16 protein-coding genes are annotated in these 19843 nt (G+C 61.8%); 9 read left to right on the forward strand and 7 right to left on the reverse strand.

Translation table 11 applies throughout. The features are described from left to right. Positions 1–67 precede the first annotated feature (67 nt). The 5 genes from AC0C6X_RS27870 to AC0C6X_RS27890 form a co-directional block, all read right to left on the reverse strand. Positions 68–772, reverse strand: a complete 705-nt coding sequence (locus AC0C6X_RS27870) for a GSU2403 family nucleotidyltransferase fold protein (RefSeq protein ID WP_472956298.1) — start codon at positions 770–772, stop codon at positions 68–70. A 528-nt stretch (positions 773–1300) separates the two neighbouring features. Then, entirely contained in the window at positions 1301–2125 is an 825-nt protein-coding gene (locus AC0C6X_RS27875; RefSeq protein WP_173518911.1) for an ABC transporter permease, read from the reverse strand. An 11-nt stretch (positions 2126–2136) separates the two neighbouring features. After that, the gene (locus AC0C6X_RS27880) at positions 2137–3039 is read right to left on the reverse strand and encodes an ABC transporter permease subunit (RefSeq protein ID WP_173518910.1); all 903 of its coding nucleotides are present in this window, start codon (positions 3037–3039) and stop codon (positions 2137–2139) included. 9 nt (positions 3040–3048) lie between these two features. Continuing rightward, complete coding sequence (locus AC0C6X_RS27885; RefSeq protein ID WP_173518909.1) at positions 3049–4116, reverse strand: ABC transporter ATP-binding protein; 1068 nt, start codon at positions 4114–4116, stop codon at positions 3049–3051. A gap of 30 nt (positions 4117–4146) precedes the next feature. Beyond that, positions 4147–5253, reverse strand: coding sequence for a polyamine ABC transporter substrate-binding protein (locus tag AC0C6X_RS27890; protein ID WP_173518908.1), 1107 nt, complete (start codon positions 5251–5253; stop codon positions 4147–4149). A 241-nt stretch (positions 5254–5494) separates the two neighbouring features. On the opposite strand from AC0C6X_RS27890, the gene speB reads away from it, so the two are divergent. Then, on the forward strand, positions 5495–6448 hold the full coding sequence (gene speB, locus AC0C6X_RS27895) for an agmatinase (RefSeq protein WP_173518907.1): 954 nt from the start codon (positions 5495–5497) through the stop codon (positions 6446–6448). A gap of 77 nt (positions 6449–6525) precedes the next feature. Here speB and AC0C6X_RS27900 read toward each other — a convergent pair whose 3' ends face one another. Then, positions 6526–7494 (reverse strand): DUF808 domain-containing protein, encoded by a 969-nt coding sequence (locus AC0C6X_RS27900; protein ID WP_472956300.1) that lies wholly within the window; start codon positions 7492–7494, stop codon positions 6526–6528. Positions 7495–7742: 248 nt separating this feature from the next. On the opposite strand from AC0C6X_RS27900, the gene AC0C6X_RS27905 reads away from it, so the two are divergent. From AC0C6X_RS27905 to AC0C6X_RS27915, 3 genes are read left to right on the forward strand one after another with little or no spacing between them, the layout of a single operon-like run. Continuing rightward, positions 7743–8345 carry a TetR/AcrR family transcriptional regulator gene (locus AC0C6X_RS27905; RefSeq protein WP_376741680.1) on the forward strand — a complete coding sequence of 201 codons (603 nt, stop codon included), beginning with the start codon at positions 7743–7745 and terminating at the stop codon, positions 8343–8345. A gap of 57 nt (positions 8346–8402) precedes the next feature. Then, positions 8403–9551: an efflux RND transporter periplasmic adaptor subunit gene (locus tag AC0C6X_RS27910; RefSeq protein WP_432704686.1), complete on the forward strand. Its 1149-nt coding sequence runs from the start codon at positions 8403–8405 to the stop codon at positions 9549–9551. A 27-nt stretch (positions 9552–9578) separates the two neighbouring features. Further along, complete coding sequence (locus AC0C6X_RS27915) at positions 9579–12740, forward strand: efflux RND transporter permease subunit (RefSeq protein WP_173518904.1); 3162 nt, start codon at positions 9579–9581, stop codon at positions 12738–12740. 473 nt (positions 12741–13213) lie between these two features. Here the strand turns inward: AC0C6X_RS27915 and AC0C6X_RS27920 are convergent, their stop codons facing one another. Then, on the reverse strand, positions 13214–13873 hold the full coding sequence (locus AC0C6X_RS27920) for a GntR family transcriptional regulator (protein WP_173518903.1): 660 nt from the start codon (positions 13871–13873) through the stop codon (positions 13214–13216). A gap of 88 nt (positions 13874–13961) precedes the next feature. Between AC0C6X_RS27920 and AC0C6X_RS27925 the strand changes: the two genes are divergently transcribed. The 5 genes from AC0C6X_RS27925 (at position 13962) to aldA (ending at position 19714) form a co-directional block, all read left to right on the forward strand. Continuing rightward, the gene (locus AC0C6X_RS27925; protein ID WP_173518902.1) at positions 13962–14579 is read left to right on the forward strand and encodes a TRAP transporter small permease; all 618 of its coding nucleotides are present in this window, start codon (positions 13962–13964) and stop codon (positions 14577–14579) included. Further along, positions 14579–15844 (forward strand): TRAP transporter large permease, encoded by a 1266-nt coding sequence (locus AC0C6X_RS27930; protein ID WP_173518901.1) that lies wholly within the window; start codon positions 14579–14581, stop codon positions 15842–15844. Before AC0C6X_RS27925 ends, AC0C6X_RS27930 begins: the two co-directional genes overlap by 1 nt. A gap of 29 nt (positions 15845–15873) precedes the next feature. Continuing rightward, positions 15874–16872 carry a TRAP transporter substrate-binding protein gene (locus AC0C6X_RS27935; protein WP_173518900.1) on the forward strand — a complete coding sequence of 333 codons (999 nt, stop codon included), beginning with the start codon at positions 15874–15876 and terminating at the stop codon, positions 16870–16872. Positions 16873–17189: 317 nt separating this feature from the next. Next, complete coding sequence (locus tag AC0C6X_RS27940; protein WP_173518899.1) at positions 17190–18095, forward strand: LysR substrate-binding domain-containing protein; 906 nt, start codon at positions 17190–17192, stop codon at positions 18093–18095. Positions 18096–18289: 194 nt separating this feature from the next. After that, positions 18290–19714, forward strand: a complete 1425-nt coding sequence (gene aldA, locus AC0C6X_RS27945; RefSeq protein ID WP_173518898.1) for an aldehyde dehydrogenase — start codon at positions 18290–18292, stop codon at positions 19712–19714. Positions 19715–19843 lie beyond the last annotated feature (129 nt).

Below are 19843 nucleotides of genomic sequence, written 5' to 3' on the forward strand. Positions count from 1 at the left end.
CAGGCGCTCGTAACGCTCGTCCAAATCCCAAAAGCCTGGCTGCCCACGCATCATCCGTTCCCGCAAATCACACAGCCAGGATTGAATCACGAAAACCGGCTGAAGGGGAGGTTTTTAGAGGCGTCCAATCGTCGGTACCGCGATTTGGAGTGAGGAATTCTACCCTATAGCCCTCTCGAGACGCGTACTGCGTCGTGAAGCGACCGTCAGCTTGATGCGGGATCTCCCTGAATGTTGGATCGACCGTCTTCAGCGTTTCGAGCATGGGCGGCGCTTGATCCTCAACCGCCACCGAAATCGAATGGAACTGAGCGAAATCCGCATCGGCCGTAATCATGGCCATCCCCGGCAGACGAATGCCGAGTATCGCTGGATAGCACTGGTAGGCTACGGTACCGACCAGGACACCACGCAAACGGAAGAAACCGGCTTCAGCCAGCGCCTGCACAATTTCACCTGTTTGTCGTTCCGGACGGGGCAGATACGCTTCGCGCACGAGGGTCGATACCAGCTTGCGTCGTTCACGGACGTCTGCCTTCAGATCTTTGAAGTTCTCTACCCGTCTTGTGATCTCGGTGTCTTCGACAGGGCCGACATAGGTCCGCTTCTTCCCACCCTTTCCGTCTGGAAGATCGAAATACCAGTATCTACGCCCCTTCACCTCGGCAGAGATAAAGCGGCCTTCCACGTTGAACTCGCTTGCAAACGAACTATCAAGTGCTCGCTGAGAGAGCTCGCTGTAAAGTGTCTGGTAGGTGTGCGTGAGTTTCAATAGGTTGTTACCATGTTCGCGTCAATGGTAATAACGCTAATTCGCAAAAAAGTCTACCGCCTGTTATTACCATACCTGCGGATATGGTAATAACAGGCGAGATTTCGCGCCTCGGATCTAATGATCGCCCATTTCCATCGGATCTAGAGCGACGCCGACTTCTCCATTGGCACCAGCGCAGACCCAAGGGATGCACTTTCGCGGCAAAGGGCGAGCGCCGCTGCGGGTATGCTTAATCAACATACGGACAAGGTCGGCGTCACGTGGCAACCTCGTGCTGGTGCCCAAGTGTCCGCTCCAGGTGTGATCGTCCCGTTCGTCGTGTCCTGCCGAGGTGCAATGGGCTAACTGTGCCATTCACCGCGCCTGAAGCGGACGACGGCAACGGGTCGAAGGAGACCGCTCTTCTCAAGCCATGACACAGCTTGTTGTGAGGACGGTCACGTTCTCGGCCGGGCCAACTTGCGCCGTCATTTCCGTGTAGGCGCGGTGGGCGAACACCTCGGTACGCGTCGGCCACTTGCTTCCCTACGAATCCCCAGTCTCGAATTGCTTCAAGCAGCGGCGCTTCCCCCGTTGTTCCGCTCGCCGCGAAACCAATTGCGCGGCGACCAATCCAAGCACCACGGTGCCGAGGATGATCGTCGAGATCGCATTGATCTCCGGTGTCACCCCGAACTTGATCTGGGAATAGATCTTCATCGGCAGGGTCGAGGCGCCCGGCCCCGTCGTGAAGCTCGAGATAACCAGATCGTCGAGCGACAGGGTGAAGGACAAGAGCCAGGCGGAAACGAGGGCCGGGACCATGTTCGGTAAGGCAACGCTGACGAAAGCCTTGGCCGGCGGGCAGCCCAGATCGCGCGCCGCCTCTTCCAGCGACGGGTCGAGTTCGACCAGCCGTGATTGCAGCACGACGGTGGCAAAGCAGAGCGTGAAGGTAGTGTGTGCCAGCGTGATGGTCAGCGGCCCGCGATCGATCCCGAGCGTCACGAACATCAAGAGCATCGAGACGGCCATCACCACTTCCGGCATGACCATGGGCGCGAGCAGCATGCCGTTCAACAGCGCCCGGCCACGGAAGCGGCGCAGCCGCACCATGACAACGGCTGCGAGCGTTCCGAGAATGGTCGCTGCCGTCGCCGACACCGCGGCCACCAGGAAGCTGACCTTCGCGCCCTCGATGATCGAGGGATTGGCGAGAACCGTCGCATACCACTGGGTCGAGAAGCCGCCCCAGACGGTCACGAGCTTCGAGCCGTTGAAGCTGTAGATGACGAGAACGACGATTGGCAGATAGAGGAAGGCAAGGCCGAACAGGATCGACAGCCGATTGAACCAGCTTGGTTTCGTCATGGCCATCTCCCTTAAGTCCGCGTGTGCGCCTGGCGCGACTGGAAGTAGACGATCGGAACCACCAACAGGGCGAGCAGTACAATCGTCACGGCGGCGGCCATCGGCCAGTCACGGTTGTTGAAGAATTCGAGCCAGATGGCGCGGCCGATCATCTGCGTATCGGCACCGCCGAGCAGATCCGGGATGACGAATTCGCCGACGACCGGGATAAAGACGAGGGCGCAGCCGGCCAAGACACCGGGAAGGCTCAAGGGGAAGGTGACCCTCCAGAAGGCGGAGATGCGGGCGCAGCCGAGATCGCGCGCCGCTTCGATCAATGTTCGATCGGCGCTGCTGAGGTTGGAATAGATCGGCAGCACCATGAAGGGCAGGTAGGTGTAGACGATGCCGATATAAATCGCCGTTTCGGTGTTGAGGATGCGCAGCGGTTCGCCGATCAGGCCGATCTTCAAGAGGAGCGCGTTCAGAAGACCGTCGTTCCTGAGGATACTCATCCAGGAATAGACCCGGATCAGCATCGAGCTCCAGAAGGGCACGATCACCAGGAAGACCAGGAGAGAGCGTGAGGACGGCGAGCAGGACGCAATGCCATAGGCGAGCGGATAGGCGATGAAAAGCATGGCCGCGGTCGATATCGCCGCGATCTTGAGGCTGGTCAGATAAGCGAGCAGATAGGTGTCGTCTGTGAGAACGTAGAGGAAGTTCTCGAAGTTGAGCCTGAGGTTCAGGATCGATCCGTCCCAGGCCGTAAGCGGTTCGAAAGGTGGCATGCCGAGCCGCACGGTCGAGAGGCTGATGCCCGCAACCAGTGCAAAGGGTGCCAGGAACAGGACCAGAAGCCAGGCATAGGGAATGGCGATCAGAATACGCCTGCCCCAGCTCGTCTTAGAGGACGGTGTCGCTGCCGTGCGCATGGAGACCTCCTATTCGGCCAAGAGGCGGCTTGCCTGCGGTGACCAGCTCGCAAACACCCGATCACCGACCGCGAGATCGCTTTCGGCGCCGAGATTGACCCGACGCGCGTCGAGCGTCGCCCCCGATTTCAGCCGCACCCGGTAGTGCCGCTCGACGCCGGTATAGCTGAGCTGCTCCACGGTCCCTTCGAGGCCACCGCCCGAAGTCGCAAGTTCCACCCGCTCAGGGCGAACCGAGACCCAGAATGGCCGATCGAGCGGCACCCTTTCGGTGAAGGCGGCGCGGACGGGTCCGCCGGCTTCGTCGCTTTCGATCTGCAGTTCGCCGCCGCTGCGATCGGCGCGACCACCGGCAAACACGTTCGTTTCGCCGAGGAACTTGGCGACATAGCGCGACTGCGGCGTTTCGTAGACTTCCGAGGGTGTGCCCACCTGCAGCACCTGCCCCTGCTTCATGATGGCGATGCGGGTTGAAACCGTCATCGCCTCATGCTGGTCATGGGTGACGATGATGAAGGTGAGGCCGAGTTCCCGCTGCAGGCGGACGAGTTCGAGCTGCGTTTCCGTCCGCAGGTTCTTGTCGAGCGCGCCGAGCGGTTCGTCGAGCAGCAGCACCTTCGGCCGTTTGACCAGTGCACGGGCGAGCGCCACGCGCTGGCGCTGGCCGCCGGAAAGCTGCGCCGGCTTGCGATCAAGCAGTGCGGTCAGCTGCAGCTTTTCCGCGACTTCGCCGATGCGCTTCTTGATCTCGCCCTTGTCGAGGCCGTCCTGCTGCAATCCGAACGCGATGTTCCTGCCCACCGTCAGATGCGGAAACAGCGCATAGGACTGGAACATCATGTTGGTCGGACGCTTATGCGCAGGAACGTCGGTGACATCCGCCCCTTCCAGCTTGATAGCGCCGGTTGTCGGTGTCTCGAAGCCGGCGATCATCCGGAGCAGCGTCGATTTTCCGCAGCCCGAGGGGCCGAGAAGCGAGAAGAACTCGCCCTTCTCGATGCCGAGATTGATATTGTTGACGGCGGTGACGACGCCATAGGACTTCGCTAGGTTCTCGATCGAAATATAGGATTGCACGGGGTCTGGTCCTGCTGTTGACGGTTCGCGCTATTGGCCGGCCCTGAAGGCCGACCAGACGCGGGTGCGCTCGCGCGTCTGGCGCGGCGGCAGCGACTTGTCGACGAAGAGCTTGGAACGGACGTCGGCAGGAGGATAGATGTTCGGGTTGTCGCGGATCGCGGCATCGACTTCCGGTGTCGCCGCGGCATTGGCATTGGCGTAGAAAACGTGGTTGCTGATCGCGGCGACCGTTTTCGGCTCGAGGATATAGTCGATGAAGGCCAGCGCTTGTTCCGGATCCGGCGCGTCGGCCGGGATCGCCATCGTGTCGAAGGAGATGATCGTCCCCTCTTTCGGTATCGAATAGTCGACCTCGACGCCGGTCTCCGCTTCCTCGGCGCGTGCCGCCGCAATGCCGACATCGCCGCTCCACATCAGCGCCAGGCAGAGCTGGCCCGAGGCCATGTCGGCGACGAGCTGTCCGCTCTGCATGTGGCGGATATAGGGGCGGAGCTTGAGCAGGAGCTCTTTCGCCTTGTCGAGATCATCAGGTTTGGCGGAATAGGGATCGAGGCCGAGGTAGTTGAGCGCGATCGGGATCACCTCGTTCGGTGCGTCGACGATGCCGATGCCGCAATCCTGGAATTTCTCGGCGACCTCGGGCTTGAAGAACATGTCGAGGCTGTTGACGGGGGCATCCGGCAGCCGCTCGGCGACGAGCTTGGCGTTGTAGGCGACGCCCGTCGTCAGCCACATATAGGGAACGAGATATTGGTTTTCCGGATCGTACTCGGCGACGAGCTTCAAGAGGTCCTTGTCGAGATTGCCGTAGTTCTTGAGAGCCGTGACATCGATTGGCTTCAGCGCGCCTGACTGGATCAGCCGCTCTCCGACCGTGGCGCTCGGGAAGGCGACGTCGAAGCCGCTGCCGCCGGCGAGCAGCCGCGTTTCGAGCACTTCGAGCGAATCGTAGAAATCGACCTGCGTTTCGACGCCGGTGCGCGTCTGGAAGTCCGAAACCGTATCTTCGGCGAAATAGTCCGAGAAATTGTAGATGAACAGCTTGTCCTGTGCCTGGGCGGTCGTTGAGAGCGCAAGGGCGGCAAGCGACGCGGCGAACATGGAGCGCAACGTGGTGCGACGTAAGTTTTGCATGGTTCCTCCCAAGAACGGCGTATTTTTGTTTTCGCCAAAGTGATTGGCAGGCCCAAAGACGGCAACACTCCCTTTGGCTAGGTGCGGGAGGCGGAGCAGCATCGTAAAACGCAATCGACGCCTGCCTTGGCTGCATCGAGCGAAGTTTGTTTGGCCCGCATCGAAGTAACATTCGATCAATGGGTATTTCTCGGCTTTCAGTGCCTGCTAGGGTTCGGCGACATCAAAGGGAGAGCTTTCCATGGAGCAGAAATTCAATCAGCCACTCGGCGGCAACGACATGCCCCGCTTCGGTGGTCCGGGCACGATGATGCGCCTTCCCGCTGCGACATCGGCTGAAGGCCTCGATGCTTGCTTCGTCGGCATCCCTATGGATATCGGCGCGTCCAACCGCTCCGGAACGCGATACGGACCGCGCCAGATCCGCGCCGAGTCGGTGATGATCCGCCCCTACAACATGGCGACGGGCGCAGCACCCTTCGAAAGCCTGCAGGTGGCCGATATCGGCGACATCGCCATCAACACCTTCAACCTGCCGGCCAATATGGAAATCATTACCCGCGGTATCGGCGAGATCCTCAAGCACGATTGCATCCCGCTGACGCTCGGCGGCGATCACACGATCAGCTATCCGATCCTGAAGGCGATCGCAGAAAAGCACGGGCCGGTTGCCCTCATCCATGTCGATGCCCACGCCGATATCAACGATACGATGTTCGGCGAGAAGATTGCGCACGGCACGCCGTTCCGCCGCGCCTATGAGGACGGCTGCCTCAATCCCAACCTCGTGTTCCAGATTGGCCTGCGCGGTACCGGCTATGCGTCCGACGATTTCGACTGGTCGCGCGACAAGGGCTTCACCGTCGTCCCGGCGGAAGAGTGCTGGCACAAGTCGATGGTGCCGCTGATCGAAGGCATCCGCGCCAGGATCGGCAACCACAAGACCTACCTGACCTTTGATATCGACAGCCTCGACCCGGCCTATGCTCCGGGCACCGGCACGCCGGAAATCGGCGGACTGACTGTCATCCAGGCGATCGAAATCATTCGCGGCTGCCGCGGCCTTAATCTCGTTGGTGCCGATCTCGTCGAGGTGAGCCCGCCTTTCGACACCACAGGCACGACGGCGATTACGGCGGCAAACCTTCTCTACGAGATGCTCTGTGTCCTGCCGGGCGTGAAGTACAAGCGGTAGGCCGCCGGGGAGATCGGAAACGAAGTCCCAGGAGGCGCCGGGAGCGGTCTCCTGGTCGAACGCGCTTGCGAGCGGCTCTAGCTCCTCGCCGGCCGCAGACGACTCCAGAGTGGCGCGACCACATTGCCCATGACGATGATGGTTGCGGCGCCGACGGCGATGGCGAGCAGGGCCTGGAGCGCCGAGGTCGTGAGCCAGCCGACGACCGCCGGGGCGAAGGCCAGCGTGTGGACGACTCCCTCGGAGACATCGTGAATGAAGTGTTCCGGACCGGCCTGTCCCAGTTGCGCCATGCCATGCACGAGGATGCTGCCGCCGACCCAGAGCATGGCGGCGGTGCCGATCGCGGCCAGAACTTTCAGGAATGCGGGCATGCCGAGAACGAGGCCGCGACCGAACAGGCTCAAGGTCGACAGCGGGTTCTTCGCGAGCGCGACGCCCGCATCATCAGCTTTGACGATGAGCGCCACGACGCCATAGACGGCAAGCGTGATCAGGATGCCGACCCCGGCGAGCACCATGCCCTGCGTGTAGATGCCGGCATCGGTGACCGTCGACAGCGTCAGCGCCATGATCTCGGCAGAGAGGATGAAGTCGGTGCGGATGGCTCCGGAGACCTTCTCGTTTTCCAGCGCCACCGGATCGCTCATCTCGCCGAGCACCGCTTTCTCATGCGCGTGGGCCGCATGCGGAAAGACTGCACCGTAAAGCTTCTCGGCGCCCTCGTAGCAGAGATAGATGCCGCCGAGCATCAGGAGCGGCGTAATTGCCCAGGGTGCGAAATAGCTGAGCACCAGTGCGCCGGGCAGCAGGAAAAGCAGCTTGTTCTTCAACGAGCCTAGGGCAATCCGCGCAATGATCGGCAGTTCCCGCTCAGGCGTCAGCCCGACCACATAGCGCGGGGTCACCGCAGCGTCGTCGATCACGACGCCGGCCGCCTTGGCGCTGGCCTTCGCGGTCTGGGCCGCCACGTCGTCCAGCGAAGCGGCCGTCATCTTGGCGATGGCCGCGATGTCGTCGAGGAGGGCGATGAGACCTGTGGCCATAAGTTGCTAACCCCTTGAGAAGAATCCGAGAAACGAGGCTCCAGTAGCGCTGGTAACCACCATGGCGTGTCGAGTCAACGTCCGCCGGATGCCGTTCGCGGGCTGTCGGCCGCGCGCGGCAAGAGCAGTCTTGGTTATCAAATCGTGATCGTGTGGACGGATTCTATCGTTGACGAGTGTCTCATTTCGATTTACGACTGACGAAATACAAAATTCGTCAGTCGTAAATCGAAAGGCAGGCAATGCCGGTGAGCAATGATACGGTCGTGGACCAGGCGCGCCAGGACAACATCACGCGGATCCTCGATGCCGCGGAGCGGCTGTTCCGGCATTTCGGCTACAGCAAGACCAATGTTGCCGACATCGCCAAGGAACTCGGCATGTCGCCGGCAAACATCTACCGGTTCTTTGCCTCCAAGACGGAGATCCACCAGGCGCTTTGCGGCCGGATGCTCGCGGCGAGTTATCAGATGGCACAGGAGATCTGCTCCTTGCCATTGAGCGCGACGGAGCGTCTGCGCCGTTACGTCCACGCGCAGCATCAGATGACCGTCGAGCTCATGCTCGACGACACGAAAGTGCATGAGATGGTGGTCGTTGCCATCGAACGCGAGTGGCATGTCATCGACAAGCATATCGATAGGATCGATGCGCTTCTCGCCGACGTCATCCGCGAAGGCATCGCCGCCGGTGAGTTCCCGGAACAGGACGCCGATGCGGCGTCGCGCTGTTTCGGTGCGGCGACGGTCACACTCTGTCACCCGCAAATGGTTGCCCAATGTCTCAGCAAGACAAACCGCGCCGCGCCGGAAGAACTGGTCGAATTCGCGATCAAGGGATTGAAGGTCTAGCCGAACTGTTTCCGGCGCAGCCAGTGGCGGCGTCGGCCTATTTTCAGGAGTGCGACTATGTTTATGCCTATTGAATTTCGCCGCCGTATTTCATTCGTTGCCACTATTGCGCTGATTTCCACCCTCTCGACGGCGCTCGCCGGCTGCTCGGAAGAAAAATCCGAAACTGCCGACGTCGTGCGCCCGGTCAAGGTCGTCGAGATCGCCCAGGCCGACGCTGCACGCCAGCTCAGCTATTCCGGTGCGGTTCGCGCGCGAACCGAGATGAACCTCGGCTTCCGTGTCAGCGGCAAGATCGTCGAGCGGATCGTCAATGTCGGCGATCGCGTCAAGGTCGGCGATCGCCTCGCCCGCATCGACGCGACCGACTACGAGCTCGCGGTGCGCAGCGCCACCGCCAATCTGGAGGCGGCCGAGCGCCAGGTCGAGACGGTCGAGTTGGTGCGCGATCGCGCCAAGCAGCTGCTCGCCAGGAAATTCGCCTCGCAGGCTCAATTCGACCAGGCGGTGCTGAGTTACAACCAGGCCGTCGCCACGCGCGATGCCGCGAAGTCGGCGCTATCCCAGGCGAAGAACCAGGTGGTCTATACGAGCCTCGTCGCCGACCGGCCGGGTATCGTTACCGCGATCAACGCCGATGTCGGCCAGGTCGTCGGCTCTGGCACGCCTGTTGCCACGGTTGCCGTTGAAGGCGAAAAGGAAGTCCAGGTCGCGGTACCCGAGACCGAAATCGGCAACTTCAAGGCCGGTTTGCCGGTCAAGGTCGGGATCTGGTCCGATGCGGGCCTGTCGCTCGACGGCACGGTGCGCGAGGTCGCCGGCAGCGCCGACCAGCAATCGCGGACCTTCTCGGTGCGCGTCAGCCTGCCGAATGACCCGCGGGTCCTGCTCGGCATGACCGCGACCGTCGAGGCTTCCGCTGGCAGCGGCACTCCTTTCGTCTCCGTCCCCTTGAGCGCGTTGGCTGAGAAGGACGGCTATCCGATCGTATGGGTCGTCGATCGCGGTACGGAAACGGTCCGCAGCCGGCCGGTCACGCTTGCGGACTTCACCACCGATGGCGTGCGGGTCACCGAGGGCCTCAATGTCGGCGACCTCGTCGTTGCTGCGGGAACGCAGTTCATGACCGACGATCTCAAGGTGACCATCTCCAACGATACGATGCGCCAAGCTGCTGCGGCAGCCGAAACCAGCCTCGTGCGCTGACGTTACCAGGATAGCGGAACCGAGCCGATGACGACCTCCTCTTCCGAAGAAAAGCGGCCCTTCAATCTTTCGCGCTGGGCGATCGCGCATCCGAGCATGGCGCGTTTCCTGTTCGGTCTCATCATTCTCGCCGGCGTCTTCGGCCTGATGCGCATGGGGCAGAAGGAGGACCCGGACTTCACCTTCCGCGTCATGGTCGTGCAGGCCTTCTGGCCAGGCGCCTCGATCGAGGAAATGCAGGACCAGGTCGTCAACAAGATCGAGCGCAAGCTGCAGGAAACGCCGCATCTCGATTTCGTCCGCTCCTATACGCGCGCTGGCAGTGCGATCATCACGCTGCAGGTCGAAGGCGATACCAACGCCGAGCAGGTGGCTGACGCCTTCTACCAGGTCCGCAAGAAGGTAGGCGACATCTCCAGCGAGCTGCCAGAAGGCTTGCTCGGGCCCTATTTCAACGACGAGTTCGGTGACACCTTCATCACTCTGCATTCGCTGAGCGGCGAGGGATACAGCTATCCGGAACTGAAGAAGTTCGCGATCCAGGCGCGCGACATGCTCCTGACGACGCCGGGCGTCGAGAAGGCCGTCATCATCGGCGACCAGCCGCAGAAGATCTTCATCGACGTGTCTTCCAAGGTGCTGGCCGAGCGCGGCCTGACGCTGAACGATTTGCGCAGCACCATTGCCGGCCAGAACAATATCGACCCGGCGGGTTCCGTCGATACCGGCTCGCGCTCGGTGCGCATCTCCGTCGAGGGCGGCCTGGACAAGGTCGAGGACCTGAAGAACCTCAGGCTTCGCGCTGGTGGCCAGATTACCCGGCTCGGCGACATCGCGACGGTAAGCTCTGGGCTCGAGGATCCCTTCTCGCGCAAGTTCCGCTTCAATGGCCAGGATAGCGTTCAGATCGGCGTGGTCATGGCCAAGGGCTTCAAGGTGACGGATGTTGGCAAAGCGGTGGAAGCGACCTATGAGCGCTTCGAGGCGTCGCTGCCCTATGGCGTCCAGGTCGACCAGGTCTCCAATCAGCCGGAGGTCGTCAAGGAGGCGGTCGGCGAGTTCATGAAGGCGCTCGGCGAAGCCCTCGCGATCGTTCTCGTCGTCTCGTTCCTGTCGATCGGCTGGCGCTCGGGCCTGGTGATCGCGATAACCATCCCGCTGGTGCTGGCTGCGACATTCGCCATCATGTATGAGCTCGGCATCGATCTGCAGCGCATCTCGCTCGGCGCACTGATCATCGCACTTGGCCTGCTGGTCGACGACGCCATGATCGTGGTGGAGTTGATGGAGCGGAAGCTGGAGGAGGGGCTCGTCAAGGTCGAGGCCGCGAGCTTCGCCTATACCTCCACCGCCTTCCCGATGCTGACGGGCACGCTGATCACCACCGCCGGCTTCATTCCGGTCGGCTTCGCCGCCTCGACGGCTGGCGAATATGTGCGTTCGCTGTTCTACGTGGTCGGCATCGCGCTCGTCGTCTCCTGGTTCGTCGCCGTTTATTTTACACCCTGGCTCGGCAATATGCTGCTCAAACAGCGCAGCCATGCCGGCAACCATCACGATGTCTTCGACACGCGCTTCTATCGGCATCTGCGTTCGACCGTCGCCTGGGCCGTGCGCCATCGCATCATCGTGCTCTCGACGACGCTCGTCATCTTCTTGGTCAGCCTCTGGGCCTTCCAGTTCATTCCGAAGAACTTCTTCCCGCAGTCGTCGCGACCAGAAATTCTCGTCGACCTGTGGCTGCCCGAGGGCACCAGCATCAAGGAAGTGGAGAAGCAGGCGAAGGCGCTCGAAGCCCGCATGATGGACGACGAGGACAAGCGCTTCATCGCCACCTATATCGGCGAGGGCGCACCGCGCTTCTTCCTGCCGCTCGATCAGCAGTTGCGCAATCCGAACTTTGTCCAGCTTCTGGTCATGGCCAAGGACGAGCTGGCGCGCGAGCGGTTGATTGCCAAGATGCGTGCGATCCTCGCCGCCGACTTCCCGTCGATCCGGGCCAAGGTCGACCGGCTGTTCCTCGGTCCGCCGACCGGCTGGCCCGTCCAGATGCGCGTCATGGGACCGGACCGCGAGGAGGTCAGGCGCATCGCCGACCGGGTGAAGGCGAAGTTCCACGAGAACCCGCTCTTGGGTGCCGTTCACGACGACTGGCTGGAGCCGGTGCCGGGCATGAAGCTGGTGATCGACCAGGATCGCGCCCGCGCGCTCGGCGTGACCTCGCAGCGCATCCGCCAGATGCTGCAGGCGAGCGTCACCGGTGCGCCGCTCGACAATTTCCGCGATGGCGAGGAAACGGTGGCGATCGTCGCGCGTGAGCCGGCGGAGAGCCGCAAGTTCTTGAGCTCGGTCGACTCCATCTACATCCCGACCGACTTCGGTGGCTTCGTTCCGCTCTCGCAGGTGGCCAAGGTTGTGCCCGTGCTCGAACAGGGCATCGAATGGCGCCGCGACCGCCTGCCGACGATCACCGTGCGCGGCACCCTGCCGGATGGCGTGCAGCCGAATGACGTGGCGATGAAGATGTTCGGCGACATGCAGTCGCTGCGCGACAGCCTGCCCGCCGGCTACAGCATCAGCATTCAGGGCGGCGCCGAGGATTCAGCGGAGAGCCAGGCCTCGATCGCCGCCAAGGCGCCGATCATGCTCGGTGTCATCGTCGTCCTGCTGATGATACAACTCCAGCATTTCGGCAAGGCGATGCTGGTGCTCGCCACCGGGCCGCTCGGCATCATCGGTGCCGCGGCCGCACTGCTGATCAGCGGGGCGCCCTTCGGTTTCGTCGCAATCCTCGGCGTGATCGCGCTGCTCGGCATCATCATGCGCAACTCGATCATTCTCGTCGATCAGATCGACCAGGACATCGCCGCCGGCATGGACCGGGCCGAGGCGATCGTCGGCTCTGCCGTGCGACGCTTCCGCCCGATCACGCTGACGGCGCTGACGGCGGTGCTGGCGCTGATCCCGATCTCCCGTGGTGTCTTCTGGGGACCGCTCGCCTACGCCATGATGGGCGGCATCCTGGTCGCGACGGTATTAACCATTCTGGTGTTGCCCGCCGGCTACGCCTTGTTCTTCGGGCGCGAGCCCAAGAAGGAGCGTGCGGATCCGGAGAAGGCGGAAGAGGTCAATCCGAATGCCGGGCGCGACGAGCCGCATGCTTATCCTCCGGCCGTGGCGGCGGAATAGCGCCACGGCGCCTTGGGGAAATTCCGAGAAAGTGAGAAACGGTTTTTCCGTCCAGAATTGCGTCATTCAAACAGCCAGATCCTTTCACTGTTCCAATGAAAGGATCTGGAGTTGAAGAAGGGGCGGCTTTCAGCCGCCTCAGCTCACGCCATGATATACAGAGCGTGGCCGTGCCATAGATACTTGAACAGGCAGTAGTTCATCCAGATATAGTCGCGAATTCCGCTCCACCCGCAGACCGGAGAGCGAATAATGCAGGGCTCCGATCAGCGAACTACAACGTTTCATGACTATCTTCTCCGCACCGGAAATCTCTTCGTCGCGCCGCATCGCAGCCGCTCTGCTCTCGCCACACACGTTCATCGTTTCCGCGCCATGGCGCATCGGAATATCGTGACGAGTGTCGTCGCCTGATCTTCGGTGGCGGCCTATGTCGTTCGCTCACCGCTCGATAAGGAGACATCTCTCCGTGATCAGTTCTGCCGCTTGAGAACAGCCAGAAGATCAGTTCTAACCGTAACGATGTGAGCTTCCAACAATTTCGCCGCCATCTCGAAGTCGCCGGCTCGGCTCAGGCGAATAAGTTCGGCATGTTCATCCATGGCGCGGTTCATCGCATCGATGCTCGACAGCTGGACGCGGGTGTAGCGATCGCTGGTCTGGAGGAGCGACGCGACGATCTGCTGTGTACGTGGCATGTTGGCGCGCTGATAAAGTGCGACGTGCAACTGGGCGTTCAGCTGGCCATACCGATTGATTTCTCCGCCTTTGATGGCGCGGACGTAGCTTGCCTGAATTTGCTCCAACTGATCGAAATCGGCTTTCGACAAGAGGGGGGCGGAGCGACGGTAGAGACGTGGCTCCAGAAGTGCGCGCAGCTCGAACACGTCATCGATCTCCGCCTGCGACAGCTCTGAGACAATCGCTCCCTTCTGGGGCACGATCCGCACCAGCCCCTCCGCCTCAAGCTGGAACAGTGCCTCGCGGATTGGGATACGGCTGACGCCATAGGTTTCGGCAAGCGCATCCTGTCGCAACTGACTGCCTGCGGGATAACGGCCGGAGAGGATGGCCTGCCGAATTTCCTCGAGCAGGGCGCCGGAGAGCGTGCGGTGTTTCAAAGTCGAAGCCATGGCGTATCCGCTACATGAAAAAGGAAAAAAAGCCAGTTGACTCGTAAAATGTATAAAATTTACATTATACGAAAATTGGGGGAACGTCATGACCAATCAACCCGCCACGGGCGGAAAATTCGCGCCCGCGGCGCGTCTTATCGTACGCCTGTCGGAGGGGATCCTTGCTGTCGAGAAGATTGCCGTCGGCGGCTTCATGTGCGTACTCGTAAGCCTGATCCTGCTGAATGTCGTAACCCGCTACACCGGCATGCCGCTCTACTGGGTCGATGAAGCGGCGGTATACGCCATGGTCTGGCTCACATTCATCGGTGGCTCTGCGCTCACGCGGTTGCGACTGGACTTTTCCATGACATTGCTGACGGAAAGGCTCTCGCCCTCGGCCGCGCGCGTCATGCAGATCCTGGCAACATCGCTGCTGATTGCGTTTGCGATCGCGCTCGCGGCCATGTGCTACGTCTGGCTTGATCCCATTGGAATCGCCAGCGCAGGCTTCGATGCCAAGGCTTACGCCGCTGGGAGCTTCAACTTCCTCTACACCGAGCGCACCCAGACGCTGAACTGGCCGACCTGGGCGGTTAATCTCGTGATTCCCCTGTTTGCGATCACCATGACGCTGCACGGCCTTGCAAACATCGTGGAGGATCTCGGCTGGTGCGAACGCCGAACCCATCCCGAGTTCAAGAGCGCAGAGGGGGTCAACTGATGGTTACCGGCGCTGCATTTCTGATCTTCATGCTGGTCGGCGTTCCGATCGGCATCTGTCTCTGCCTCGTCAGCGTGGTCTACATCTACGCCTCCGGCAATCCGCTGCTCTTCCAGAGCTTCCCGACACAGCTCTTCGGCGGCGTCGACAATTACGGATTGATCGCCATTCCGCTCTTCGTGCTGATCGGCGAAATCATGAACGGCGGAGGCATCACCAAGCGCATCATCGAGATGACCATGGCCTTCGTCGGTGCGATGAAGGGCGGTCTCGCCTATGTGAACTTGCTTGCGAACATGTTCGTGGCGTCGATCCTCGGCTCGGCGACGGCGCAGGTCGCTATCATGGCGCAGATGATGGTGCCGGAAATGGAGAAGAAGGGCTACGACAAGACGTTTGCCGCCGGCCTTACGGCCTATGCCGGAATGCTCGGGCCAATCATCCCGCCGTCAATCATGTTCGTCGTCTACAGCGTTCTCGCACAGATACCCGTCGGCGACATGCTGGCTGCCGGCATCGTGCCGGGCATCCTCCTCACGGTCGCGTTCTGCTGCATCATCGCGGCGATGGGCTATGTCTACAATTACCCCCGCGGCGAACGAGCAACTTTGCGCGAACGCGTGCGCACGGTTCTCAACGCGCTGCCGACGTTGCTGATCCCGGTGATCATCGTTGGCTCCATTCTCAGCGGGCTGGCCAACCCCACCGAGGCCGCCGCCGTCGGCGCCGTTGCCGCCGTGCTCGTCGGCCGATACTGGATCGGAGAACTGCAGCTGTCGCAAATCCCGACCATGCTGCTGCGCGCCGGCATCTATTCCGCCGTCGTGCTGTTCCTCGTCGCGGCAGCCGGCGTGTTTTCCTGGGTGCTGGTCTACGGCATGGTACCGCAGAAGGTTGCGAGCTGGGTTCAGGCCATCGCGTCCGATCCGATCACCTTCATGCTGCTGGTTAACGTCATCCTGCTGGTCATCGGCACTGTCATCGACGGTGCGCCCGGCCTGATCATGACGGTTCCGATCCTGTTGCCGATTGCCACCGAGGTTTACGGTATCGACCCTATTCACTTCGGCGTGGTCGTGGTCATCAACCTGGTGCTCGGTTTCCTGTCGCCGCCGGTTGGCCTTTGTTTCTTCGTCGCCGCCGCGGTAACCGGCGCCAAGCCCGGCAAGATGTTCATCGTGACGCTGCCCTTCTTCTTCGTGTCGTGCCTGTTGCTCGTCCTTCTCTCGATCTTCCCGACACTCTCGACCTTCATGATCCGATAAACAAAAGCGAACCAACCAGAGGAAGTGACATGACGCTTACACGCAGAACCTTCATCCGCAATTCAGCACTGGGTGCCGCCGTCTTCACGCTTGGCACGCCGTCTATCCTGCGCGCCCAGGATGCGCGCGTGTTCCGCCTCGGCATCACAACGCCTCCGGGCCATCCCTGGAACAATGCGGCCCTGAAGGTTGGCGAAGCGCTAAAGGCCGAGACCAATGGCCGCTTGTCGATCGAAGTCTTCCCGGCCAACCAGTTGGGCAACGAAGCCGCGATGATGCAGCAGATGCAGAGCGGTGCGCTCGACTTCGGCTGGATCATGACAGCCGAGCTCGGCTCGCGAATTCCCTCGGTCGCTGCGATCAACGCGCCTTGGGTGGTCGATTCCACGGCCAAGGTCGCCAAGCTCGTTCGCGATCCGATCGCCACGAAGCTGCTTGACGTCCTGCCGGTGGAAACCGGCACGATCGGGCTCGCTTGGGGCATCACCACTATGCGTGTGGTCTTCTCCGCCAGGGAGATCAGCAGTCTTGAAGACCTCAACGGCATGAAGCTGCGTATCAACACGACGCCCGCCTACCGCGATTTCTACCAGTTGCTCGGCGCGGCCCCGACGCCGATCCCGACGCCGGCTGTATTTGATGCCATGTCGAATGGTCAGGTGGACGGTCTCGAGGCCGATCTGGACTTCTCGTGGAACCAGCGCTTCGACAAGGTAGCGAAGACCATGCTGAAGATGAACGCCATCTTCATGCCCTGCGTTGCGCTGGCATCTGGTCGCGTTTGGCAGACCCTGCCGGAGGCCGATCGCGAGCTGATAAGCAAGGCCACCAAGACAGCGCTCGACGCTCAGATTGACGCGACGGTGGCCAATGAGCCGAAACTGCTCGAACAGTTCGCTGCCGCCCCGATTCCGATCAAGGATGTGCAGGTCGCCGATGCGGCAAGGATCATCGCCGAATACGACAAAATCTGGCTGCCGAAGGCACCGATACTCGCGGACCTGCGCAAGGTCGGCGCGACGCTCTGAGCCGCCCAACGCCCAAGCGACTGACGACTGGTGGTCCGTATCCTCGGAAGACAGGGTGCGGACCGTCGGCCTCCGGCGTGCCCTGGATAATCGTAGTGGCGATTTCAGTTGGGCGGGCATGGAAACGGGATGACCTCATGGCAACGGTCGAGCACCGGTCCTACAAGGGCTGGAACAATCGAGCCGAGAAATCCTCCTGGAAAACGATGCCGATTTTCCTGCTTGTGCGCCAAGGCGCGGCACGCAAAAGTGCGTGTCGATCTCGCGTTGGCGTCTACGCAGATGTCAGCGCTCCCTATCCCGAGGCTAAAATAGCGATGCGAAGACTTCCTGGACTGTCGGCGATGAAGGTCTTCGAAGTGGTTGGGCAAACCCGCAGCTTCACGCGGGCGGCCGAGCGCCTCAACCTGACGCAGAGCGCCGTCAGCCGGCAGGTCCGCAATCTCGAGGACGAGCTTGGCGAGGACCTCCTCATCCGCCGCCACCATCATCTCGACCTGACGCCCGCCGGCGCCGAACTGCTGGCGACGATCCAGGCGGCGTTTCACAGCATCGAAGTCTCGCTGCGCAGCATAACCGAGAAGAGCAACCAGAATCGCTTACGGATCAACGTACCGCCGACCTTCGCCAAGCGCTGGCTGCTGCCGCGTCTGGCTCGATTGCGTGAGGTCATGCCGGATGTGGACGTCAGTATCAGCACTGAGGCCACGGACACGCTTGCCGAACGCGGGCTTCTCGACTGCGCCATCCGCTTTGGCGACGGCGAGTGGCCGATGCTGGATACGAGCATTCTGATGACGGAGCGACATGTGGTCGTCTGCGCGCCTTCGCTTCTCGAAGGGGTGAAAGTCGCAGGGCCGACCGATCTTCAGCGCTTCACCTTCCTGCATGTGCTGGCCTCGCCCGACCGGCGCTATCTGACCTGGCGCCACTGGCTGGATGCGGCGGGTTTCCAGGATGTCGACACCCGCGGCGGCCTCGAGTTCGACCTGCTCGATCTCGCGATCGAGGCGGCTTGCGCCGGGCTGGGCGTCACCGTCGCCGACCGCTCGATGGTGCGTGGCCAGTTGCAGTCGGGACAATTGGTGCAGCTCTTCGACGTCGAGGTCGCAGGCCATGAATCCTACTGGTTCGTGGCGCGACCGAAATCCGGAAGCGATCCCAAGGTGCAAGCGTTCCGCGCCTGGCTGCTGGCGGAGGTCGCGACTGAGCGGACCGCCTGAGCCAAGCATTCCTTTTTGGAATGCTCTCATCGAAAATTACTCGCTTGTGCCCTCGTCTTCATCGTCGCATCAGTTTTCGGGACGGTTCCGATCGGGGAGGGAGCCTGGCCGTCGCTCGTAATGCGCTCTCCCGCCAATCTGCTTTCCTGCGTTGCCAAAGGCGCGCAGAGAGCGGCGAACGTTTCTGAGATGCCATGGGCCCTTATCGCAACTTCTCTGGCGGTCGTTTCATCGAAAGCCCATCCACGGCCATGATCGAGGTCCGCAACCCGGCAACGGCCCAGGTCTTCGCGTCGGTGCCGGCGGCAACGGACGACGAGGCGAGGGCGGCGGTCGATGCCGCGGCGAAGGCGCAACGCGCCTGGGCGGCGCTGCCGGCCATCCAGCGCGGCGACGCGCTCCGCCGCCTTGCGGCAGTGCTGGAAAGTCGGGCCGAGCACATTGGTGCCGCGCTCGCAAAAGAGTCGGGCAAGAGCCTTGCCGACGCGACGGCCGAAGTGATCTACGGCGCCGAACTGATGCGCTATCACGCCGAGTGGGCCCGTCGCATCGAAGGTGAGGTGATCGAGAGCGACAATCCTGGCGAAACGCTTCTCCTCAAGCGCACGCCGATCGGAGTGGTCGCCTGCCTGATCCCGTTCAACTATCCGATCTACACGCTGGTGCGGAAGATCGCACCAGCGCTCATTGCCGGAAACGCCGTCGTCGTGCGGCCGAGCAACAACACGCCGACCTCGGCCTTCGTTTTTGCCGAGGCCGTCGCCGAGGCAGGCTTGCCGGAAGGACTCGTCAACATCCTGACGATGTCGCACGACGTCGCGAAGACGCTCTGCACCCATCCTGGTGTCGGCATGATCACCCTGACGGGAAGCGTGTCGGCTGGTCGTGTCGTGCTCGAATACTGCAAGGAAAATATTGCCAAGCCGTCGCTCGAACTGGGCGGCAAGACGCCCGTGATCGTCGAGCCGGACGCGGATCTTGATGCGGTGGCCGGGATGATCATCGCCGCCAAGACCACCCATTGCGGCCAGGTCTGCACCAGCGCAGAGCGGCTCTACGTGCACGAAAGCGTGCATGATCGGCTGCTCGCCAAGCTGCGCGAAGGTTTTGCCGGCCGCGCCTTCGGCGACCGCGCCGAGGACGCTACCCGCATGGGGCCGCTCGCCAACGCCGCCGCGCAGAAGCGGGTTCACGCCATGGTGGAGCAGGCGCGGGCGGAAGGCGGCGTCGTTGAGACCGGTGGCTACCTGCCTGAGGGAGACGGCTATTTCTATCCGCCGACGCTGATTTCCGGCTGCCGCCAGCAGATGGAGATCGTTCGCGAAGAAGTCTTCGGCCCGGTGCTCGCCGTTCTCCGTTACGCCACCTTCGAGGAAGCGTTTGCGAAGGCGAGCGACCATCAGTTCGGCCTGAGTTCGGTGCTCTTCACCGAGAACTATCGCACGGTGATGCGCGCCAGCGAGGCGATCGAGGCTGGTGAACTCTATGTCAACCGCTTCCCGGCCGATCCCTATCAGGGCTTCCACGCTGGTTGGAAACGTTCGGGTCTCGGCGGTGATGACGGCAAGCATGGCATGCTGGAATTCACCCAGACGCGCCTCGTGGTGCTCAAACATTAAACCTTTCGAGATTGCGCAAGTCCGGCCGGAAACCGGAACTGCTGACCGACATCAATACCGGGCCGATGGCGGCGCTCTCGCTACCGGCAGGGGGAGGAGACGACCTGTGAGCTCAATTGCCGAAACCGA

Source organism: Ensifer sp. VA4, assembly GCF_055710065.1.

What these genes read in the sequence shown, in the direction of transcription:
- AC0C6X_RS27875 (WP_173518911.1), bottom strand. Translation starts at nt 2,125, where the DNA reads ATGACGAAACCAAGCTGGTTCAATCGGCTGTCGATCCTGTTCGGCCTT.
- AC0C6X_RS27880 (WP_173518910.1), bottom strand. Translation starts at nt 3,039, where the DNA reads ATGCGCACGGCAGCGACACCGTCCTCTAAGACGAGCTGGGGCAGGCGT.
- AC0C6X_RS27890 (WP_173518908.1), bottom strand. Translation starts at nt 5,253, where the DNA reads ATGCAAAACTTACGTCGCACCACGTTGCGCTCCATGTTCGCCGCGTCG.
- speB (WP_173518907.1), top strand. Translation starts at nt 5,495, where the DNA reads ATGGAGCAGAAATTCAATCAGCCACTCGGCGGCAACGACATGCCCCGC.
- AC0C6X_RS27900 (WP_472956300.1), bottom strand. Translation starts at nt 7,494, where the DNA reads ATGGCCACAGGTCTCATCGCCCTCCTCGACGACATCGCGGCCATCGCC.
- AC0C6X_RS27910 (WP_432704686.1), top strand. Translation starts at nt 8,403, where the DNA reads ATGTTTATGCCTATTGAATTTCGCCGCCGTATTTCATTCGTTGCCACT.
- AC0C6X_RS27915 (WP_173518904.1), top strand. Translation starts at nt 9,579, where the DNA reads ATGACGACCTCCTCTTCCGAAGAAAAGCGGCCCTTCAATCTTTCGCGC.
- AC0C6X_RS27920 (WP_173518903.1), bottom strand. Translation starts at nt 13,873, where the DNA reads ATGGCTTCGACTTTGAAACACCGCACGCTCTCCGGCGCCCTGCTCGAG.
- AC0C6X_RS27925 (WP_173518902.1), top strand. Translation starts at nt 13,962, where the DNA reads ATGACCAATCAACCCGCCACGGGCGGAAAATTCGCGCCCGCGGCGCGT.
- AC0C6X_RS27930 (WP_173518901.1), top strand. Translation starts at nt 14,579, where the DNA reads ATGGTTACCGGCGCTGCATTTCTGATCTTCATGCTGGTCGGCGTTCCG.
- AC0C6X_RS27935 (WP_173518900.1), top strand. Translation starts at nt 15,874, where the DNA reads ATGACGCTTACACGCAGAACCTTCATCCGCAATTCAGCACTGGGTGCC.
- AC0C6X_RS27940 (WP_173518899.1), top strand. Translation starts at nt 17,190, where the DNA reads ATGCGAAGACTTCCTGGACTGTCGGCGATGAAGGTCTTCGAAGTGGTT.
- aldA (WP_173518898.1), top strand. Translation starts at nt 18,290, where the DNA reads ATGGGCCCTTATCGCAACTTCTCTGGCGGTCGTTTCATCGAAAGCCCA.